Source organism: Polaromonas sp. JS666, from assembly GCF_900103405.1.
Classification (GTDB): domain Bacteria; phylum Pseudomonadota; class Gammaproteobacteria; order Burkholderiales; family Burkholderiaceae_C; genus Polaromonas.
In genome coordinates this window covers 335,930-354,581 of record NZ_FNHX01000001.1, presented here as the reverse complement: position 1 = coordinate 354,581, position 18,652 = coordinate 335,930, and the positions used below count along the sequence as shown (strand labels likewise).

Genomic DNA, 18,652 nt, shown 5'->3' with positions numbered 1-18,652 from the left:
ATGTATCCGGGCCGGAAACGGCCTGGGCATCTTCCGTCTCCATGAAATGTCCCACCTGAAGGGAGAACCATGATGGCTTCGCGAGCGCCCCCAACCGCCGAGGCGATTGACCGCATCACCCTGCTAGACCCGCAGGTCGTGCAGACTTGGTGCACTGAACTGCAATGCACCGAGCACGAACTGCGCGCGGCCGTTTACGCCGTGGGCAGCGATCCTGAGCAGGTCCGCCGTTATTTCCGCCGCCGCAAGGAAACGCCGGAATTGCTGGAGGACTGAGGGTTTCCCTGTAGGTTTTCCACCGAGCCCGAGACACGGCGTCACCCGACCCCCTGAATGATTTTGTTTGCGGATGATGCGGCATGAACACCTTCATCCACCCCCCTGTGATCGAGGCCCCCACGCCCGGGGAAGAGCAAGAAAAAACCTCCAGCACCACCGAGCTCCTGTTCGGCCTGGCGCTCGGTATCTGCGCGCTCGCGGCGGTGCATTTGGCGGGCTACGCGGTGCTCCTCATCGCGCCCGTGCTGAGAGAACTTCTCGACCAGTTCTGAAGCACAGGCCCTGCATGGGCTGCTAGGCCGGCAAGGGCGGTATCGCCTCGCGAAGATGCTTTTCCAGGGCCAGCACAACGGGCCGCCGCGAGCCCAGGCCTTTGCGCAGGATGCCGATCTCGCGGTAAAAAGTCTTGTCGCCCAGGTCAATCGCGCGCACGCCCGGCGGCAGGGGCAGGTAGGCCTCGACCATGGGCACCAGCGCGACCCCCAGGCCTTCGGCGACCAGCTTCATAAGGCCGGCGATTTCGTCGAGTTCGATGGCGTCCTGCGCGCTGAGCTTGTTGTCGCGCAGGAAGCGCGTCACCAGCCTCCCGCCAAAAGAGGTGCGCTCATAGCGCAAAAAGGGCTGGGTTTCGAGCAGTTTGCGCCAGTCCCGGCCCTTGCTGTCTTTGGGGGCCAGCAGCTTGAAGGGCTCGCGCATCAGAGGCTGCCAACTCATCTCGGGCAGGATGCCGAAGGGCGGCCGGATCATGATGGCCGCGTCGATCTCGGCGCTGTCGAGTTGGTCCATCAGCTTCATCGAAACACCGGGGATGATGTTGACGAGCAGCCTGGGATTGTCTTTGCGCAGCGAAGCCAACGCGCGCGGCAACACCGAGGATTGCACCGAGGCAATGGCGCCTATGCGCAAGGTGCCGGCGAGCTCTTCATCGCCGCCCGCATCGCCCAGTTTTGAGTACAGCGCCACAATCTCTTCGGCGCGCGCGAGCACCCTGGCGCCGGCTTCATTGAGCGCGGCGGAACGCCGCGTGCGGTCGAAAAGCGCGAAGCCCAGCGATTCTTCCAGCCGCTGGATCTGGCTGCTCACGGCGGACTGGGTCAGGCCTATCTGTTCGCCGGCCGCGGAAAAACCGCCGTGGCGCACGACCGCGATCAGGGTTTTGAGCTCGGTGATCATGGGGGAGGGTTTTAATTCATCGAAAATACCGATTCTCAGGCTGAATATATATCGTTTTTCAAACTCCATGAATCGCCCTAAAGTAGGGCTTTCACGATTCCACAAGGCTCACGATGACCGCACCCCACACCGCCGCCCCCGCCAAAGTTCTTCCGCCGTTCCACCTGGCCTTCCCCGTCCACGACCTGGCCGTGGCGCGCCGGTTTTATGGCGAACTGCTGGGCTGCTCCGAAGGCCGCAGCTCCAATGAATGGGTGGATTTCAATTTCTACGGCCACCAGATCGTGGCACACCTGGCGCCCGAAGAATGCGGACACCGCCAGACCAGCGCGGTGGACGGCCACAACGTTCCGGTGCGCCATTTCGGCGCGATTCTGTCGCTGCCCGAGTGGGACGCGCTGGCGGCACGCCTGAAGGCGGCCGGCACGAAATTCGTCATCGAGCCCTACGTGCGCTTCAAGGGCGAGCCGGGCGAGCAGGCCACCATGTTTTTCCTGGACCCCTCCGGCAACGCCATCGAGTTCAAGGCCTTCGCCAGCCTGGACAATCTTTTTGCCAAGTGACATGGGCCATTTCAGGGAAGTCGCCCTGCAGCACGCGAGCCGGCTGATCAACCACGGCCCCACGGTGCTGGTGACCAGCGCGCACGGCGGAGCCCGCAATGTGATGGCCGCCGCCTGGTCCATGCCGGTGGAGTTCGTGCCGCCGCGCATTTCCGTGGTGATCGACAAGAAAACCTACACGCGTGAGCTCATCATGGCCAGCGGCGGCTTCGGCATCTGCATCCCGGGCAGCACCCTGGCCGCCTTGACGCATGCGGTGGGCAGCGAGTCCGGGCGCGATATCGACAAGTTCGCGCACTACGGCCTGAAGGCCCGCAGCGGTCCGGTCCTGGGCCTTCCCCTGCTGGAAGAGGGCTGCGCGGCCTGGCTGGAGTGCCGGCTGATCCCCGAGCCGCACACCGAGGACGCCTACGACACCTGCTTCGCGGAAGTCGTGGCCGCGGCCGCCGATGAACGTGTGTTCCAGAATGGGCACTGGCGCTTCGGTGACGACAACCGCGCGCTGCAGACCATTCACCACCTGGGCGGCGGCAATTTTGTCAGGTCGGGCAAGATGTTTTATGCGGGTGACGCCGCGACGGCGCGGCCTTCAGGCTCGCAGTAAACATGGGCGTTTGAATCAGGACTGGGCCTTCAGCGCGAAGGTAATATTGCCCAATAACGTCCATATAGACGAAGGTAGTATTGACTAATAGTCCCCGCAGAGTATCTTGTGCTTTGCCTTTTGTGCGCTTTGCGCGCTTCTGCCTGATACTGACCTGCCGATACTACGCTTGCGCAACATCCAGACTGGTGGATGAGCGCATCCAAGCGAGGAACTCCCAGCATGAGAACGTCTATGCGTATGCTCGATGTGGCGAAGGACTCCGCGACTGACATTGCCGCAGTGGTCGTACAGCCTTCTGAGCGGGGCGGCAGCTTGCCTGGCACAGATGTTTTCTACCATGCCGGTGCGGTCACCGAGCAATGCCGGCAAGCCTTGCTCGGGCACGCCCCGGCCACGATTTGGTTGACCGGATTGAGCGGTGCGGGAAAGTCCACGCTCGCGTACGCACTGGAAGCCATGCTGCTGGATCTCGCCCACCCTTGTTTCGTTCTGGACGGGGACAACCTCCGGCATGGACTGAGCAAAGACCTGGGATTTTCTGCGCCAGACCGGCGTGAGAATATTCGACGCACGGCCGAAGTCGCGCGCATCATGAATGAAGCCGGATTGATCGTGATCACAGCCTTGATTTCGCCGTTCCGGGACGACCGGAAAATGGCGCGAGCCATCATCGGCGATGCGCGATTTGTTGAAGTCCATGTCAGCACGCTGGCAACCGTCTGTGAACAGCGCGACCCGAAAGGGCTGTATGTGCGGGCACGCGCCGGACAGCTAGCGGAATTCACCGGCATCTCGTCTCCCTACGAAATACCGCTCATACCTGATTTGGTGCTCGACACCGGCGCATTGCCCTTGAAAGATTCGACCCAGACCTTGCTCGACCTTGTTGCGGAACGTTGCTTCAAATGAGCCGCAACACAAAGCGGCCCTCATGACCGACGGGCCGAAAATTTCTTTAGCCCTTGTGCGCTGAATATTTCAGCTGACTCAATGTAAGCAACAACAGGAGCAGGCCTATGGAGGTAGCGGAAGCAAAGGATGCCGGCGCCCTTGTGCGCTCTCGCCCACGGCCCGTGCTGATGATCCCGCTGCGGCGCTGCGGCAGCCATGCGCTGCGCTTGCGCCTGAGCTTCAATCCAGACTTTTACTCGCCCTATCCCTTGCACATCGTGGATTTCATGCCCTTGGTGCCGCTCTATGGCGATCTTTCCGATGACCGGGCGTATTTCCGCCTGGTGGTGGACGTGGTGGGTTTGCAGGCGGCAAGCCCGGTCAAGTGGTCAAACGTGGTGTTTGATCCGAGGCAGGTATTTGAGGCGATACGCCTCGAGAGGCGCAGCGTGCATCGCGTCGTCTGGGAATTGCTGCTGCGCGCCGGGGAGCTGCATGGTGCGAGCATCGTCATGGATAAATCACTTGACAGCGTGCACTACGCGGACGAGCTGATGAGCCTGTTTCCGCAACTGCTGTTCCTCAATGTCGTGCGGGATCCGCGCGCGCAGGTGGCATCCATGACCCGCGCCATCATCCACGATTTCGATGCCGCCCTGAACGCGAAGGCATGGGTTGATGCGTATCGTGTGGCGCGGTCACTGGCGGAGCGCTACCCGGAACGGGTGCTTACCGTGCGTTATGAGGACTTTCTTGCCGATCAGGAGAGCACCTTACGCCAGATCTGCCGCTTCTTCGGCATCGAGTACCTGCCGCAAATGCTGGATGTCACGCGTTCGCACGAGGCGCAGCAGCTCTCCCATATGTCGGCGCTCTGGGCTTCGAATTGTTTCGCGCCGATAGCCGCCAACACGGACAAGTTCAAAACGCAGCTTTCGCTGAAGGAAATCGAAGTGATCGAGACCTTGGCGCGCGACTACATGGCGCTTTATGGCTATGAACTGATGACGGATGCGCAGGCAGAGATCAGCGACAGCATGATGGCGCGCTCCCGCGAACGTTCCGAGATAGCGAAGCGGCGCGCCTGGCAGGATCTGGAGCAGGGCGATTACCGGGATTTCATTTTGCGCCGTTTCCGGTCAGACTACCTGCAGCAGGTACGCAATCGCCTGGACGATTTGCCGATGGCCGTTGCGGGCAAGGCAGGCAACGCAGGCGATGCGGCTCGCATGGCGTGAAATTTTTCAATAGCGAACGTGGCGAAATTGCATACGGAACGAAAAGACTTCGATGAAACATTGGCAATTCGGCGGCATCAAAGGAAAACTCCTCGTTGGCCTGGGTTCCATGCTGGGATTCACCGCGTTGGTCGCCATCACGGGCGTGTGGTGGATCATGAAGCTGGAGCGCGTCAACGACGAGGCGGTTGACGCGGGACTGACGGTGGAGCGGCAGATCAAGGAATGGCACCGCTTGACGCGGGCCAATACCTTGCGGACGCTGCTTTTGCTCAAAACCAATGACCCGGTACTGGAAAAGGAAGTTCGCGTCGAGATCGACGAAACGGTCAAAAAAGTCAACGGCATCCTGCGCAAACTGGATGCGGCCTTGCACGATGACCCGATTGTGGAAACCTTTTCCGCGGCAACCGAGCGGCGCCTGCAATACCAGAAGATCCGCGCCGACGCATTCCAGGCCAAAAAGGCCGGCGACGAGCGCGAAGTCAGCCGCATCATCGAGCAGGAACTGATGTATGCGCAGAACAGCTTTCAGGCCGCGGTGCAACAGCTGTCCGACGAGCAGGTCGCGCATATGCAGGAACTGGTCGCGAGCAACAATGCGCAATCGGAACGGGCGCGATTCATTGTTGCAGTCTCCACGTCCATCGCGTTCGTCCTGGCGCTGCTGTTCTGGCTGGTGGCGCACAAACGCTCCAGGGAGGTTGAGCGCTCGCTGAACCACCAGCTGTCGGAAAGCACGGAACTGCAGCAGGCCATCCTGGATAGCGCCAATTTCTCCATCATCTCGACGGATATCAACGGAGTGATCCGCCTGTTCAACAATGGGGCGCATCGCATGCTGGGTTATTCAGCCAGCGAGCTCTTCGCCCGGCATACACCCGACTTGCTGCACGACGAAACCGAAATGGCGGAGCGCGCGCGGCAGCTAAGCCTTGAACTGGGACAACCGGTCAAAGCCGGTTTTGAAGCGCTCGTTGCCAGGGCGCGCGGCGGCTTGGCGGACGAGCGGGAATGGACTTATATCCGCAAGGACGGCAGCCGTTTACCTGTCATGGTATCGGTCACAGCGCTGAGGGATGAGCAGCTCGCGCTGACGGGTTTTCTTTGCGTTGCCTACGACCTGATAGAGCGCAAGAGGGTCGAAAACATGAAAAATGAATTCATTTCGACGGTCTCGCACGAATTGAGAACCCCGCTCACCTCCATTCGCGGCTCGCTCGGGCTGATCTTTGGCGGCGTGGGCGGCGAGTTGCCCGAGGCCGTGAAGAACTTGGTGGGCATCGCCAAGAGCAACTGTGAGCGCCTGATCCGGCTGATCAACGACATGCTGGACAGCGAGAAGATCGAGTCCGGCAAGATGCGCCTGGACCTGCAGGTCATCGATCTCAGGCCGCTGATCCAGCAGGTGCTGGCCGCCAACGAGGGTTTCGCGGGCCAATACGGCGCGACCTTGCGGCTGCTGGCGCCCGATGCGCCGCTGCAGGTGCGCATTGACGGAGACCGCATGATCCAGGTGCTGACCAACCTGCTGTCCAATGCGGTGAAATTTACGCCAGCGGGCGGGGTCGTGGAGGTGCGGGTGTCGCGCGTGGCCCAGGGTGTGCGAGTCGAAGTGGTGGACAGCGGCCCCGGTATTCCGCAGGAGTTTCGCGGCCGCATCTTCCAGAAATTTTCGCAAGCGGATTCTTCCGACACCCGGCAAAAAGGCGGGACCGGTCTCGGTCTCAACATTTCCAAGGCGCTCATCGAGAAGATGGGCGGCAGCATAGGCTTTAACAGTACGCTGGGCACGGGCACCACCTTCTTCTTCGAGATACCCGAATGGCAGAGTCCGGTGCCGCAGCTGCAGCCGTTCCGGGCCAAGGCTGATTCTTTCCAGCCGCGCATCCTGGTTTGCGAGGACGACCCCGACGTGGCCAGGCTCATCAGCATGATGCTGGCCAAGGCGGGATTTGAGGCCGAGATGGCCTACAGCGCTGAACAGGCTTTGGCCTGCCTCGCGCAGGGCAGCTACGATGCAGTGACCGTGGACCTGAAGCTGCCCGGCCAGAACGGTATCGCCTTCATCAGTGCGCTGCGCGACAACGAAAGCACTCGCAAGCTGCCGGTCGTGGTGGTCTCAGCCCTGGCCGAGGAAGGGCGGCTGGAGTTCAACCACAAACCCCTCACGGTTTCGGACTGGCTGCAAAAGCCGATTGATGAAGATCTGTTGGTCCTCAGCGTACGCCGGGCCGTCGCCGGCATACAGGCCGGCAAGCCGCGCATACTGCATGTGCAAGCCGATCTCGATATCCAGCGCATCGTGGCCGCGGTGGCCCAGGATTTCGCCAACTTCACATCTGCCGCCACGCTGCACGAAGCCCGCGCCCTGCTGCGGGAGCAGCCCTTTGACCTGGTGCTGCTGGACCTGGGGCCGGGCAAGGAGTCAAGCTGGGACCTGGTCGAGGATATTGACGCGCTCGATCCGCGGCCCCCGGTGATTGTGTTTTCGCCCAGCGACACGGAGCTGACGGAAGATAAGCGTGCCGAGGCGGTCCTGCTCAAGGCCCGTACCTCCAGCATGGAGCTGTTAAGCACCATCCAGCGTATTTTGCAGATTCCCGCAGACCCTCCCGTCGTCCCCAACCCCTGAGCAGCCCCCTGCGAACACCGCCGCGAGACGAGCCGGACAAAAAAATCCCGCAGTTCTCATGCGGGATGAAGTTGTCACCACCAAAGTGACAGGAGAGACAACCGGGAGAAATTCAGCGGGCCGTGCTCAATCCGCCTGAATGTTCGCGGCCTTGACAACCTTGGCCCATTTGGCGAGGTCGGACTTGATCAATGCGGCGTATTCCTGGGGTGTGCCGCCCTGGATTTCTATGCCGGCGGCCTCGAGCTTGGCTTTGACGTCGGGCAATTTGAGCGCCGCGTTGATCTCGGCATTGAGCCGGGTGACGACGGCCGGCGGCGTGCCGGCCGGCGCGAGGAAACCGCCGTTGGTGTTGGCGTCATAGCCCTTGAGTCCCTGCTCGTCGGCCGTCGGGACGTCCGGCAGCGACAGGGTTCGTTTGCGTGTCGACACGGCGAGCGCCCGGACATTGCCGGCCTTGACCTGCGACTGGATGGCGCTGATGGTGTCTATGTACAGCGCGGTGCGGCCCGCCAGCAAATCCGGGTGGGCGGCCGAAGAACCTTTGTAGGGCACCAGCAGCATCTGCGCGCCACTGGCCATGCGGAACATCTCGGCCGCCATTTCCTGGGCGCTGCCGCGGCCCGAGGTGGCCACCTTGGCCTGCTCGGGGTTGGCTTTCATCCAGGCGACGAACTCGGGCAGGGTCCTGGCCGGAATCTGCGGGTACATGGCAAACACCAGCGGAACCTCGTGGGTGTAGACGATGGGCTCAAAGCTTTTTTCCGGGTCCCAGCCGAGGTTTTTGAACAGGAATTTGTTGGTGTTGTGGCTGCCGCCCACGATGCCTATGGTGTAGCCGTCTGGCGCTGACTTGGCGAGGACTTCGGTGCCCAGGTTGTTGGAGGCGCCGGGCCGGTTGTCGACGATCACCGGCTGCCCCATGGAGGCCGCCATCTTGTCGCCGACGACCCGGGCAATGGTGTCTATGGCGCCGCCGGGCGGCGCGGGCACGATGATCTTGATGGCGCGCGTGGGGTAGGCCTGGGCGATGGCCAGGGCCGGGACCAGCGCCAGCGAGGCCGAAACGGCAAAGGCCTTGATGAGTGTCGTGCGTTGCATGTTTGTCTCCTTGTATGTGGGGGGCATCCGCTCAGCCTTCACCTTATTGCGTGGTGATCTTGCGGCTGCGGATGATCTGGGCGTAGCGGTTTTTATCCGCTGCAATCAGTTTGGAGAATTCCTGCGGCGAGGTGGTGCGCGGCACGGCCCCCAGCGAGGCGAAACGCGCCTTGACCGCTTCGTCGGCCATGACGGCGCGCACGTCGGCGGCGATCTTCTCCACCAGATCGGGCGGCGTGCCCGCGGGCGCCAGCAAACCTATCCATGAAATCGCGTTAAAGCCCGGGAGCGCGCTTTCGGCAAGGGTGGGCACATCGGGCAGGGCGGCGACGCGCTTGTCGCCGGTCACGGCCAGGGCGCGAAGTTTGCCGGCCTTGATGTGGCCCGAAGCTTCCAGCACGGTCATAAAAGACAGCTGCACATGGCCCGCGATGAGGTCGGCGATGGCTGGCCCGCCGCCGCGGTAGGGCACGTGCAGGATGAAAGTGCCGGTCTGGTCCTTGAACATCTCGGCCGCGAGGTGCGGGGCGCCGCCGGCGCCTGAGCTGCTGTAGGTCAGTTGGCCGGGTCGGGACTTGGCCTGCGCAATGAATTCGGCGGCCGTCTTCGCGGGCACCGCCGGGTTGACCATCATGGCCAGCGGCAGTTCGGCCACCAGCGACACCGGGGCAAAGGCGCTGTCCGGGTCATAGGGCAGCTTGGGGTACAGCGAGGGGTTGATGGCCTGGGTGCCGATATTGCCCAGCAGCAAGGTGTAGCCGTCGCGTGGCGCCTTGGCCACGAAGTCGGCGCCAATCTGCCCGGCCGCGCCGCCCTTGTTGTCGACGATCACGGGCTGGCCCCAGCGTTTGGTCAGCTGCTCGGCAATGATGCGGCCGCCCGTGTCGCTGCCGCCGCCGGGCGGGAAGGGCACCACCAGCGTGACCGGCCGTGTGGGAAAGCTCTGCGCGCCGGCGCCGGTGCAGGCGAGGGCGGCCACGGCGAAAGCCATGGCAAGGGCGAGGGGTCTGTTGATCATTTGTTGTCTCCATCATTTGTTTTTAGCTTAGGTCTGCAGAAGGCGAATGCGGGGCCTAGGTCGTCAGGCTCATGGCCGGCCGCTGCCCCGCCAGGGCCTGGGCAATGCTGTCCAGCACCATTTCGCCCATGGCGGTCCGGGTTTCCCAGGTGGCGCTGGCGCGGTGGGCCTGCAGCGTCACGGCGTCGGATTGGCGCAGTGCCAGGGGCACGCGGGGTTCGTCGACAAAGACATCCAGGCCTGCGCCGGCGATGCGGCCGGCGGCCAGGGCTTCTGTCAGGTCGGCTTCGTTGACCAGCCGGCCGCGCGCGATATTGACCAGGAAGCCGCGCGGACCCAGCGCATCGAGCACGGCGGCGTTGACGATGCCTTCGGCCTTGTCGGCCGCGGCGCAGAGCACCAGCGCATCGGAGCCGCGCGCCAGCGCCAGCAGGTCCGGCTCATAAGGATGGGCAACGCCGTTGATGGGCTGCAGGTCGGTATAGCTGACAGGGCAGGCAAAGGCCGCGGCCCGCTGCGCGACGGCGCGCCCGACCCGGCCCATGCCGACAATGCCCACACGCATGCCGCTGAAGCGGCGGGCCAGCGGCAGGGCGCTGGGCTGGGGATGCAGCTCCCATTGGCCTTCGCGCACAAAGCGGTCGCCCGCGCACAGCTTGCGGCAAGTGGCGATCAGCAGGCCTATGGCCAGGTCGGCGACGTCTTCGGTCAGCGCGCCCAGGGTCGCGGTGACGGGCAGGCCGCGGGCCCGGCAGTAGGCCAGGTCGACCGCGTCGGTGCCGACGCCGTTGACGGCCACCACCTTGAGCCCGGGCAGCTGCTCGAGCATGGCCCGCGAAATGCCGGTATGCCCGCCGGTGATGGCGGCGTCCATGGACGCGCCATGTTCCCGCAGCCAGGCTTGCGGGTCGGCCAGCTCAAACAGCTTGTGCACGGTGTAAAGGGAGGCCAGCTTGTCGTTGATGGCGGGAATCAGGATGGGGTTGAGTTGGAGGATCCGGGGTTTCATGGAGAGGGTTCAGTTCATGGGGCGAGGTGAAGCGCATGGTATGAATGAATTGATGAGATCGTCAATATTGATGTATAAAATCAATATAAATTCACTCTTCCCATCACCATGGCTTCCTGGATTTCAATGAACGAGGCTTGCGAGCTTCTCGGTGTGCGGCCGCAGACGATTTACGCCTATGTCAGCCGCGGCAAGCTCGAGGTCGCGCCCGACCCGGCCGACACGCGGCGCAGCCTGTACCGCGCCGAAGACGTGGCGGCCCTGGCCAAACGCAAACAGGCCGGCCGCAAGCACGAGACCGTGGCCGCCAACACGCTGTTCGGCGCGGAGCCCAGCATCCCGACAGCCCTGACAGCCTTCTTCCGCGGGCGCCCGTACTACCGGGGGCGGGACGTGATCAGCCTGTCGGCCTCCGCCACCCTGGAGGACGTGGCGCAGCTCTTGTGGAATGCCGAACAGGCGGTTGATTTTTCGTCACCTGAAGCGGCTCCCGGCAAGCCGGGGAGGGCCCTGGCCTTCACCGCCCTGGCCGGCCTGGCGGCCGAAGGGCATTCGACGCGCGGGCGCCTGACGCGGGTGCTGCACGGCGAGGGGCAGCGCCTGGTGGGCTTGGTGGCCAATGCCTTTGGCGCCCGGCAAGGGAGCAAGCCGCTGCATGTGCGCCTCGCGCAAGGCTGGAAACAGCCACCCGAGGTGGCCGGGCTGCTGCGCACGGCCATGGTCTTGCTGGCCGACCACGAGCTCACCGGCTCGGCTTTCGCCGCGCGCATTGCGGCCTCGACAGGCGCCTCATTGCCGGCCTGCCTGCTGGCGGGATTGACCACGCTCTCGGGCCCGCTGCACGGCGATGCCTCCGGCCGTGTCCAGGCCCTGTTTGGCGAGGTGGAGCGGCTCGGTGAAGACAAGGCCATAGACCATTACCTGTCGACCGGCCTGGCCTTGCCGGGGTTCGGCCACCATATCTACCCGGACGGCGACCCGCGCGCGGCCGCGCTGCTGGCCTTGTTTGAGCCCTCGAAAATGATCACGCGTTTTATCGAACAGGCCACGCAGCTGACCGGCCTGCAGCCCAATATCGACGTGGCCCTGGCCGCGCTGGTCGCCCACCACCAGCTGCCGGCCGACGCGGCCTTTGCCCTGTTCGCGACAGCCCGCAGCGTGGGCCTGCTGGCGCACAGCCTGGAGCAGCTGGGCGTTGCCCAGGTGATCCGGCCGCGCGGGCGGTATGTGGGCGTCATGCCGGACATGCCGCAGGGCAGGGCGGGCTCAGCCCAATAGTTTGACCAGGGCCCGCAAACCCGCCGTCACCTCGTCGTCACCGATCAAGCCCAGCCCAAAGGTCAGGCCGTTGTAGCGCAGCCGCCGCAGCCCGGAGCGGTCCAGCGCCTCCACCGCGATACCCGCCTCGGCGGCCGCGCGCGCCACCTTGTACGCCTCGAACTGCGGCGCCAGCATGGCGCTCACATGCAGCCCGGCGGCCGACGGCAGCGGTATCAGCAGCCCTTCCGCGTGCTGCTCCATCGCCTGCAGCAGGGCCTCGCGCCGCCCCGCATAGACACGGCGCATGCGCCGCACATGGCGGGCGAGATGCCCTTCGCGGATAAAGGCGGCCAGCGCCAATTGCGTCAACAGGGGCGGCGCACCGTGGGTGGCATGCAGCGCCGCCGCGAGCCGCTCGCGCGCCCAGGCCGGTGCCACCACAAAGCCGGCGCGCAGGGCAGGGAACATCACCTTCGAAAAAGTGCCGACATAAAACACCAGGCCGCTGTCGTCCAGCGAATGCAGCGCGTCCAGCGGACCGCCGCCGTAACGGAACTCGCCGTCGTAGTCGTCCTCGATCACGACGGCCTGGTGTTGCCGCGCGAATTCCAGCAGCTGCGAGCGGCGGTTCAAGGACATTGCCGTGCCGACCGGGAACTGGTGCGAGGGCGTCACGCAGATCACCTTGGCCTCTGGCGGCAGGCGGTCCACGCGCAGGCCTTCCTTGTCGAGCGGCACACGATGCAGTTGCGCGCCGCGAAACGCCAAGGCCGCGTGCAAGGGCGCATAACCCGGGTCCTCGACGGCCACCACCGTGGCCTGCGGCGTGACCAGCAGCTCGGCCAGCAGGGCAAAGGCGTGCTGCGCGCCCGAGGTGATGAACACGTCGCTGGCGCTGCAGGCCACCGCGCGTGACAGGGACACATGGCCGGCAATCGCTTCGCGCAGCAGGGGGTCGCCGGCGGGGTCGGTGTAGGCCCTGGGCGCGCGCGCGAAGTCGTGCTGGGCGCGGGCGCACAGGCGCCGCCAGCTATCCCAGGGAAACTGGGCGTGGTCCGGCAGGCCGACCCGAAAGTCAAAATGCGGCCCCGGCCGCATGGCCTCGGCGGACCAGGGCGCCACGCGCCGCCATGCGTCGGGCAGGTCGACGCGTGGCGGGCCGGCTGGGCTTGATGGCGCCGCCGCAGGGCCGCGCGGCGGCAGGGTCGCCGCGACAAAAGTGCCGGCGCGCTGGCGCGGCAGCAGATAGCCTTCGGCCGCCAGGTGGTCATACGCGGCCAGCACGGTGTTGCGCGAAACACCCAGCCTGTCCGCGAGTTCACGCGTGGTCGGCAGCCGCACTCCCGCGGCCAGACGCCCGTCGATGATCGCCGCCCGGATCTGGCGATGCAGGGCGGCGAAGCGCTCCCGCGAGCCGGCCGCGGGCATGTCGATATGAAATTCCATGCCGGTTATGGCCCTTATGAATTAGCAAATTGTGGAGCTTCAAAGGTACCAGATGGCATGCCATCCTGCGGGCCGGAAACATGAAATAAAACCTGAAACAAAGGGTGATGCCCCCATGGATACCGCACTCGTCCTGCTCTCGCTGTTCCTGATCGACAGCCTGGCCATCGTCAGCCCGGGCCCCAACATTTTGCTGGTGGTGCATGCGGCCGCCGAGCGAGACCGGCGCGGTGCCTTGCTGATTGCCGTGGGGCTGGCCGCCGCCGGCGCCATGTGGGCACTGATCGCGGTCACCGGCCTGACGGCGGTTTTTGAGCTCATGCCTTCGCTGCAGACGGCGATCCGCATCGCCGGCGCGGCCTATCTTTTGTACATTGCCGTTCGCCTGTGGCGCTCACATGCGGGGCCCAAGCCCACGGTAGCCGTCTCCGAACGGGCGGCGCAGCCGGCGCGCCAGGCGCTGCTGCGCGGCCTGGCCACCGGCCTGCTGAACCCCAAATCGCTGGCTTACTTCGGAAGCATCTTTGTGCTGCTGGTGCCGGCCGATGCCGGCTGGCCGCTTCGCGCCGCGGCGGTCGGGCTGGTGCTTTTCGACGCCTTGCTCTGGTACGGCCTGGCCGCCTGCCTGTTCTCGACGCCGCGCGTGATCGAAGGTTATATGACGCTGCGCCGGCCTATAGACCGGGCCTGCGCGGCGCTGATGGCGGCCTTCGGCGTCAAGCTGATGCTGTGAGCTGTGAGGACGGGGTAGCGGGGCCCGCTCACTCGAAGAACACGGTGCAGACCGACCAGTTCACCACTTCCGGGGCAGAGGCCGGGGCGGAGGAGCCCGGCGCCGGCGTGCTGACCAATGAAGTCAGATGCAACACAGGCCACTTCGAGTCGGGAAGCGCCTGCCCGTGTAGCTTTGTCACCCGCATCCATCGCTTGCCGAGGTCGTCGCCAGCAGTCGTTTCGTTGTAGTCCAAGCGGCCAACGGCGCGGGAATCCGAAGACGGGCCTGCCGGGCGCCGGAGTTGCCGAGGCATGCTCCTGTCAGGGCCTGCATCGTAGCTGGACGAGCGTCCGTGCTCCAGAAGATGTCCGGCGAGGCGCAGATCGCCAGGCTCGCGCATCAGCGGCCTGGAATCCACAAGCCAGAGATCCTTGGGCGCATCGCGCAAGACGTTGGTCAGGGAATTCGGCGAGGCCGCGTGCAGCCTGAACACGCCCTGTGCCTTTCCGGCATAGCTCACGGTGAATGGCATGCGGCGGATCGTGACTGACGCTCCGTTGGACTCCACGAGACGGTCGTTCTGGCTTAGCTGAAGATCACCGCAGCGCGTGTTGACTGGGGTGGGGCGATCAGAGGCGCAACCGGCAACGAGCACAGCGCAGATAGCGATCAGGCTAGCCGTCCTGTCAAGAGACACGGCCATCTTTGAGGCCCTGGCTGAAGTGCAAATAGTACTTAACATAATATACATCGTGGAATGTATTTGAAATCGAAAAGGCCGGATCAAGGACCTGATGGGCGCTCTGGTCTGGAAGCAGCCTTAGTAATCTTCTATACGTTTGTGTCACAACCTTCTATACGCACCTCTACGCTTCATTGCTGTTGTCAGTGGCTTTTCAAACCGTCATAGTCTGAACAACCCAGGTCAGATAACTACGCCAAGTGCATGGAGAGTGCCAGAGATGAGCATGAGGAAAAATAAGCGTCGGATCAACCGGCTGCGTAACCGCCAGACGCCCCAGAAAGTCTGGTTTAGGTCCGCGGAAGAGCAAGCCTGGCTCGACGTGGCCCCCGTCGGTCGGGAGTTTGGCAGTCCAGACTATGAGCGCCTTCAGATTTTGGACCTATACGCCCTGGGGACGATATCCAGCGATGATGCCTTGCAACGACTTGGAATTGACAGTCTGGATGAATTAAATCAGCAAATGAGGCGGCGGTAAGTCTCCGACGAAAGCTTCCATTGCACCCATCCGCCCCTAATGACCGTGTTCATATGTTTCTGGGATCTTGAGCGATGACTGAGCTTTTTGCAGGCGTCACGGCCGAAGGCGAAACGCGGTTCATCGGTGAGGTTGCACGGGGAGCCGCCTGCGGCTGCTTTTGTCCGTCCTGCAATAGTCCCCTGGTGGCGAAACACGGAGAAGTCAACGAGTGGCACTTTGGCCACCTGGCAATGCAGGAGCGGCCCGAATGCGAGGTTGGTGCCCATAACCTGCTGCGCCGGCTGGGTGTTCAATACCTCCACGACCTTCCCCAGCTCATCCTTCCGCCCTACCGACAAGTGCTAACCAGGCAGGGGCGATTCGGGCAAATACACGAAGTCGCCGAGTGGCAATCCGAAGCGGTCAAGGTCACGGATTGGAATCTAGCTGCAGCCAGAGGGCAACCCATTGGGGTGCTGAAACTGCAGGATGGCTCCAACGTCGACATGTTCATTGACATCGGCAATCAACGGCCAAGCCATCAAAGCCACCTTAGTCACGGCAAGATCGTCTTCTATTGCCCGTTGCCGGACCCTGAATCGCTACGCACCCAAGACAAGGCAAGGGAGTGGCTGAGATATCAAGGAGAGTTCGTATGGATCTACCAGCCGGACGTAAATGGGCATGTAGCAAGCGCGAACCAGCGCCTGATCGACCGATTCCAGCAAATGGAGGGTGCCCTACACCCGCTGGAGATTCGCGCCGTGGAAAGAGGAATGAAACTCCACCACAGCCGCCAATGGATGGGTGACGCCTATCTTGAGAGAAAACAGGCTCAACTTGAGGCGCCAGCCGCTCCCGCGGTGCAGCCTGCGCAGCAGCGAGGCCACGAAATACCCTGGGCCGGCCAGGTCAAGCCAATGTCAATGCTCTTCTTTTGGCGTCTGAAGTCCGGGGAGGCCTGGGTGATGTATGACCGAATTGATCATTTGCGATGCATCGCGCCATGGCCCGAAACCGTGGAGGGCTGGGACGAAGCTCTTCCTGAAACCGTTGGATTTCCCGACCTCACGCTTGCTGCATACAAAGTCAAAGACTTGGCCAATGCCATGATCTGGATGAATGCCAGGGCTGCAACGTCGAGGAACACATCCAACATCGAAGAATTATTCAGGTACTAACGGAGGGGAAAAATGGACTATACAGAAATCATCAAACTGTCTGAATCACTGAGCTACCGCGATAAATTGCGCCTTGCGCAACATCTCCTCCAGGTAGGCCGCAAAGAGGAGGAAGAGGTTCATCCAGACAACCGCAAGGCCGAAATGGCATTGCAGCCGGATCCAGAGCTAATCACTTATGTTGCGGACCGTTTGCAAAAGCTCAAGCCAACCAAGAAAGCAACTGTTCTAAACGCCATAGGCGCCATGTTTCAGTTCCGCGGGGCAATTTCAGATGAAGACAAGGAGAAGATGTTTCAGCAACTGGTTAAAAAAGGACACCTTAAAGTCACAGCGACCGGTAAGGTCGAGTTTCCCTCAGGGTAAAACCAGCTGCGGTACCTTCGAGACAGTAACGGAGAGCTTGTATTCGCACAGTTCCACGTCCCTAATGCTGGCGCAAGCCAGCCTCAAGTCGTCAGAAATTACGCGGCAAACGATGATGCCGCGCACACGTTGGCCAGGTTCAGCCAGTTCTTTTCGAACCCAGTTGATGTATCTGAGCAGCTGACCGATAACGCGGTCGTAACCGCGCGAGACCTTCAGCTCCAGGACAACAAAGGCGCCGGACTTGTCCAGCGCCAGGATGTCAATCCGCCGGCCGCCGCCGGCCTCGTATTCGATGCCGCGAATGTCTTCATCTTCATAGAGCCGCAGGCCTGGCTCAATGCATTCGAGGTTTTCAGCCAGGTAGCGCTGCAGGTCTCTTTCCAGGAGAAATTCCGAAGAGCCAGGCGCCGCCTCTTCGCCCTCCTCCTCCTCGACCAGGCCAGACTCCTCTTGACGTGTCACGTCGCCGGCGACCATTTCGTGAATTGGGGCAGGATCCTTCCCTGGCTCATAAAGCCGGTATTGACCGGAATCCACCTTGAACAGAATGTCATCGGTCTCATTCGTAGCCGGGTGGTGAAGCCGGCTGCGGTCATTCGTCGCCGCCTGGACCAGGTGTGCACGAATGCTGCCCGGTTTCAGCTTGGGATAATTTTTGTCAAACCACTCCACCGCTCGTGCGATTGTGAAAACCTGGCCTGGCTTCAGCTCCCATGCCTTCAGCATGTCCTTGAGCAGCGCCCTGGTGGGTTTGTCGTAAATTGTTCTTGCCATAGGTCGATCCAGGTGAGATGAACTTTTAAATCAAGAGTGCTAGAGGTGATCTGTCGGCAGCAATTTCGTAGGTGCAGGCGTTTTCCAATAGGCCGTCCTTTCGCACCACTCCTTGTAGTCAGTGCGAAGCGCTGGAAGCAATGCTTTCATGCCCGGGATCTCATGTCGTTTGCCTAGCGAATCCTCTATCCATATCCGCTCAAAGTCAAAAGAATCATCGTCGCCATCAAAGCCCACTGGCTCGAATTCATCTTTTTCTCGTTTCAGACCGATCACACTCAAAATCTTGAATTCGTGTTCATTGAGCTTGATCCCTGGGCCACCATAGTCCAGTGGGCGCCCAGTGCTATTCCCGCATGCCCCTCGTCCCCAAAGCATGGTCAGGTAAATTGGTCTTCGCCCCGAATTCATGATTTTCACTTCGATGTAGCCCAATGCGTTACAAGACCAATCGGAGCCATAACGCCGGGCCTCGATCTTCAGGCGCGGGCTGTCGCGCCGAAAAGTAAGCCAGGAAAATACAAAGCTCGCCATCGAAACTGCCAAGGCTGCAATGGCAATCCAGTTTGTCGGGTTGAGCCCTTGTAAAAAAATCCAAATAGCATCGATCATGTTCACAAGGGTATCAAAGTCCTACAGTCACGACCGACAACTCAAGCTGAATCAGCGACGGCAGCTTAAGTTCCGAGTTGCAGAAGTTCTTTCACTCGCGCGCCGTCGATTTTTCTCGCAGCAAGCAGCTCGCTCACTACGTTCTTCATCCTCGAAAAGTGCTGCTCGACGATCGGTGCAGCGATCTGTATGGCGTGGTGCATGAACTCTTCGTCTTCTTGTTTCGTGAAATCATTGTCTTCAGTAACTGTGCGTCCTGCGAAATCCTGGCGGTCGCTCCAAGCATTGCTAAAAACGATTGCGCTGATCCCCTGTAGGTCAACCCAGTCAACGTAGCCGGCTTGCAATAAGTAAAACTCAGCGGCGAATCCACCACATGCCACACTCCGTTCCATGTCCGGCATTACATCGCAGCAGTGCGCAACCGCGAAGGCTCGCGCATTCCCTTCAAGAAACTCGATACCATCCAGGCCACCCCCCAGATGCAAGCAAACGGTGGCGTGGCCGACCTCATGCCAAGCCCTGAACTCATCGCTATTGACACTAATCTTCATCATGCCGGCCCGTGTTCACGACCTA

Annotated in this window: 20 protein-coding genes; 11 read left to right on the top strand and 9 right to left on the bottom strand. The window is 62.1% G+C overall.

Translation table 11 applies throughout. The annotated features are described in order from the left end of the window. The first annotated feature begins 69 nt into the window (after positions 1 to 69). The gene (locus BLQ85_RS01730; RefSeq protein WP_074574325.1) at positions 70 to 276 is read left to right on the top strand and encodes a DUF3606 domain-containing protein; all 207 of its coding nucleotides are present in this window, start codon (positions 70 to 72) and stop codon (positions 274 to 276) included. Positions 277 to 359: 83 nt separating this feature from the next. After that, entirely contained in the window at positions 360 to 551 is a 192-nt protein-coding gene (locus tag BLQ85_RS01725; protein ID WP_074574324.1) for a hypothetical protein, read from the top strand. Between the two features lie 22 nt (positions 552 to 573). On the opposite strand, the gene BLQ85_RS01720 is transcribed toward BLQ85_RS01725, so the two are convergent. After that, complete coding sequence (locus tag BLQ85_RS01720) at positions 574 to 1,452, bottom strand: LysR family transcriptional regulator (RefSeq protein ID WP_074574323.1); 879 nt, start codon at positions 1,450 to 1,452, stop codon at positions 574 to 576. Positions 1,453 to 1,565: 113 nt separating this feature from the next. Here BLQ85_RS01720 and BLQ85_RS01715 point away from each other — a divergent pair, with 113 nt between their 5' ends. From BLQ85_RS01715 to BLQ85_RS23895, 5 genes are all read left to right on the top strand, one after another. Then, complete coding sequence (locus tag BLQ85_RS01715) at positions 1,566 to 2,015, top strand: VOC family protein (protein ID WP_074574322.1); 450 nt, start codon at positions 1,566 to 1,568, stop codon at positions 2,013 to 2,015. A 1-nt stretch (position 2,016) separates the two neighbouring features. After that, positions 2,017 to 2,619, top strand: a complete 603-nt coding sequence (locus tag BLQ85_RS01710) for a flavin reductase family protein (RefSeq protein WP_074574321.1) — start codon at positions 2,017 to 2,019, stop codon at positions 2,617 to 2,619. 234 nt (positions 2,620 to 2,853) lie between these two features. Continuing rightward, complete coding sequence (gene cysC / locus BLQ85_RS01705) at positions 2,854 to 3,531, top strand: adenylyl-sulfate kinase (protein ID WP_254779637.1); 678 nt, start codon at positions 2,854 to 2,856, stop codon at positions 3,529 to 3,531. 107 nt (positions 3,532 to 3,638) lie between these two features. Next, on the top strand, positions 3,639 to 4,751 hold the full coding sequence (locus BLQ85_RS01700; RefSeq protein WP_083336695.1) for a sulfotransferase family protein: 1,113 nt from the start codon (positions 3,639 to 3,641) through the stop codon (positions 4,749 to 4,751). A 52-nt stretch (positions 4,752 to 4,803) separates the two neighbouring features. Further along, a complete protein-coding gene (locus BLQ85_RS23895; protein WP_083336694.1) occupies positions 4,804 to 7,386 on the top strand; it encodes an ATP-binding protein in 2,583 nt (860 codons plus the stop codon). Positions 7,387 to 7,512: 126 nt separating this feature from the next. On the opposite strand, the gene BLQ85_RS01685 is transcribed toward BLQ85_RS23895, so the two are convergent. From BLQ85_RS01685 to BLQ85_RS01675, 3 genes are read right to left on the bottom strand one after another with little or no spacing between them, the layout of a single operon-like run. Beyond that, entirely contained in the window at positions 7,513 to 8,487 is a 975-nt protein-coding gene (locus BLQ85_RS01685; protein WP_074575102.1) for a Bug family tripartite tricarboxylate transporter substrate binding protein, read from the bottom strand. Positions 8,488 to 8,530: 43 nt separating this feature from the next. Then, positions 8,531 to 9,505: a Bug family tripartite tricarboxylate transporter substrate binding protein gene (locus BLQ85_RS01680; RefSeq protein ID WP_074574319.1), complete on the bottom strand. Its 975-nt coding sequence runs from the start codon at positions 9,503 to 9,505 to the stop codon at positions 8,531 to 8,533. Positions 9,506 to 9,560: 55 nt separating this feature from the next. Continuing rightward, positions 9,561 to 10,514 (bottom strand): 2-hydroxyacid dehydrogenase, encoded by a 954-nt coding sequence (locus BLQ85_RS01675; protein WP_074574318.1) that lies wholly within the window; start codon positions 10,512 to 10,514, stop codon positions 9,561 to 9,563. Between the two features lie 108 nt (positions 10,515 to 10,622). On the opposite strand from BLQ85_RS01675, the gene BLQ85_RS01670 reads away from it, so the two are divergent. Continuing rightward, the gene (locus BLQ85_RS01670; RefSeq protein ID WP_074574317.1) at positions 10,623 to 11,792 is read left to right on the top strand and encodes a citrate synthase family protein; all 1,170 of its coding nucleotides are present in this window, start codon (positions 10,623 to 10,625) and stop codon (positions 11,790 to 11,792) included. Here the strand turns inward: BLQ85_RS01670 and BLQ85_RS01665 are convergent. Further along, positions 11,781 to 13,220, bottom strand: a complete 1,440-nt coding sequence (locus tag BLQ85_RS01665) for a MocR-like pyridoxine biosynthesis transcription factor PdxR (protein WP_074574316.1) — start codon at positions 13,218 to 13,220, stop codon at positions 11,781 to 11,783. The two genes, BLQ85_RS01670 and BLQ85_RS01665, sit on opposite strands and share 12 nt — an antisense overlap. 115 nt (positions 13,221 to 13,335) lie before the next feature. Between BLQ85_RS01665 and BLQ85_RS01660 the strand changes: the two genes are divergently transcribed. After that, entirely contained in the window at positions 13,336 to 13,953 is a 618-nt protein-coding gene (locus BLQ85_RS01660) for a LysE family transporter (RefSeq protein ID WP_074574315.1), read from the top strand. Positions 13,954 to 13,981: 28 nt separating this feature from the next. On the opposite strand, the gene BLQ85_RS01655 is transcribed toward BLQ85_RS01660, so the two are convergent. Continuing rightward, complete coding sequence (locus BLQ85_RS01655; RefSeq protein ID WP_139200854.1) at positions 13,982 to 14,467, bottom strand: hypothetical protein; 486 nt, start codon at positions 14,465 to 14,467, stop codon at positions 13,982 to 13,984. A 762-nt stretch (positions 14,468 to 15,229) separates the two neighbouring features. Between BLQ85_RS01655 and BLQ85_RS01645 the strand changes: the two genes are divergently transcribed. Further along, positions 15,230 to 16,318, top strand: a complete 1,089-nt coding sequence (locus tag BLQ85_RS01645; protein WP_139200853.1) for a competence protein CoiA family protein — start codon at positions 15,230 to 15,232, stop codon at positions 16,316 to 16,318. Between the two features lie 12 nt (positions 16,319 to 16,330). Then, the gene (locus tag BLQ85_RS01640) at positions 16,331 to 16,684 is read left to right on the top strand and encodes a hypothetical protein (RefSeq protein ID WP_074574311.1); all 354 of its coding nucleotides are present in this window, start codon (positions 16,331 to 16,333) and stop codon (positions 16,682 to 16,684) included. Here the strand turns inward: BLQ85_RS01640 and BLQ85_RS01635 are convergent. The 3 genes from BLQ85_RS01635 to BLQ85_RS01630 all read right to left on the bottom strand — a co-directional run bounded on the left by BLQ85_RS01635 (position 16,676) and on the right by BLQ85_RS01630 (position 18,630). Beyond that, positions 16,676 to 17,461 (bottom strand): endonuclease NucS domain-containing protein, encoded by a 786-nt coding sequence (locus tag BLQ85_RS01635; protein ID WP_074574310.1) that lies wholly within the window; start codon positions 17,459 to 17,461, stop codon positions 16,676 to 16,678. The two genes, BLQ85_RS01640 and BLQ85_RS01635, sit on opposite strands and share 9 nt — an antisense overlap. Before the next feature lie 39 nt (positions 17,462 to 17,500). Beyond that, positions 17,501 to 18,073 carry a hypothetical protein gene (locus BLQ85_RS24060; protein ID WP_175456029.1) on the bottom strand — a complete coding sequence of 191 codons (573 nt, stop codon included), beginning with the start codon at positions 18,071 to 18,073 and terminating at the stop codon, positions 17,501 to 17,503. Positions 18,074 to 18,138: 65 nt separating this feature from the next. Next, entirely contained in the window at positions 18,139 to 18,630 is a 492-nt protein-coding gene (locus BLQ85_RS01630; protein WP_074574309.1) for a hypothetical protein, read from the bottom strand. Between the last annotated feature and the right edge of the window lie 22 nt (positions 18,631 to 18,652).

Coding starts and splice junctions, on each gene's coding strand:
- cysC (WP_254779637.1), top strand. CDS start 2,854: ATGCGTATGCTCGATGTGGCGAAGGACTCCGCGACTGACATTGCCGCA.
- BLQ85_RS23895 (WP_083336694.1), top strand. CDS start 4,804: ATGAAACATTGGCAATTCGGCGGCATCAAAGGAAAACTCCTCGTTGGC.
- BLQ85_RS01720 (WP_074574323.1), bottom strand. CDS start 1,452: ATGATCACCGAGCTCAAAACCCTGATCGCGGTCGTGCGCCACGGCGGT.
- BLQ85_RS01655 (WP_139200854.1), bottom strand. CDS start 14,467: ATGCCATTCACCGTGAGCTATGCCGGAAAGGCACAGGGCGTGTTCAGG.
- BLQ85_RS24060 (WP_175456029.1), bottom strand. CDS start 18,073: ATGATCGATGCTATTTGGATTTTTTTACAAGGGCTCAACCCGACAAAC.
- BLQ85_RS01730 (WP_074574325.1), top strand. CDS start 70: ATGATGGCTTCGCGAGCGCCCCCAACCGCCGAGGCGATTGACCGCATC.
- BLQ85_RS01630 (WP_074574309.1), bottom strand. CDS start 18,630: ATGATGAAGATTAGTGTCAATAGCGATGAGTTCAGGGCTTGGCATGAG.
- BLQ85_RS01680 (WP_074574319.1), bottom strand. CDS start 9,505: ATGATCAACAGACCCCTCGCCCTTGCCATGGCTTTCGCCGTGGCCGCC.
- BLQ85_RS01635 (WP_074574310.1), bottom strand. CDS start 17,461: ATGGCAAGAACAATTTACGACAAACCCACCAGGGCGCTGCTCAAGGAC.
- BLQ85_RS01710 (WP_074574321.1), top strand. CDS start 2,017: ATGGGCCATTTCAGGGAAGTCGCCCTGCAGCACGCGAGCCGGCTGATC.
- BLQ85_RS01665 (WP_074574316.1), bottom strand. CDS start 13,220: ATGGAATTTCATATCGACATGCCCGCGGCCGGCTCGCGGGAGCGCTTC.
- BLQ85_RS01670 (WP_074574317.1), top strand. CDS start 10,623: ATGGCTTCCTGGATTTCAATGAACGAGGCTTGCGAGCTTCTCGGTGTG.
- BLQ85_RS01725 (WP_074574324.1), top strand. CDS start 360: ATGAACACCTTCATCCACCCCCCTGTGATCGAGGCCCCCACGCCCGGG.
- BLQ85_RS01660 (WP_074574315.1), top strand. CDS start 13,336: ATGGATACCGCACTCGTCCTGCTCTCGCTGTTCCTGATCGACAGCCTG.
- BLQ85_RS01715 (WP_074574322.1), top strand. CDS start 1,566: ATGACCGCACCCCACACCGCCGCCCCCGCCAAAGTTCTTCCGCCGTTC.
- BLQ85_RS01700 (WP_083336695.1), top strand. CDS start 3,639: ATGGAGGTAGCGGAAGCAAAGGATGCCGGCGCCCTTGTGCGCTCTCGC.
- BLQ85_RS01645 (WP_139200853.1), top strand. CDS start 15,230: ATGACTGAGCTTTTTGCAGGCGTCACGGCCGAAGGCGAAACGCGGTTC.
- BLQ85_RS01640 (WP_074574311.1), top strand. CDS start 16,331: ATGGACTATACAGAAATCATCAAACTGTCTGAATCACTGAGCTACCGC.
- BLQ85_RS01675 (WP_074574318.1), bottom strand. CDS start 10,514: ATGAAACCCCGGATCCTCCAACTCAACCCCATCCTGATTCCCGCCATC.
- BLQ85_RS01685 (WP_074575102.1), bottom strand. CDS start 8,487: ATGCAACGCACGACACTCATCAAGGCCTTTGCCGTTTCGGCCTCGCTG.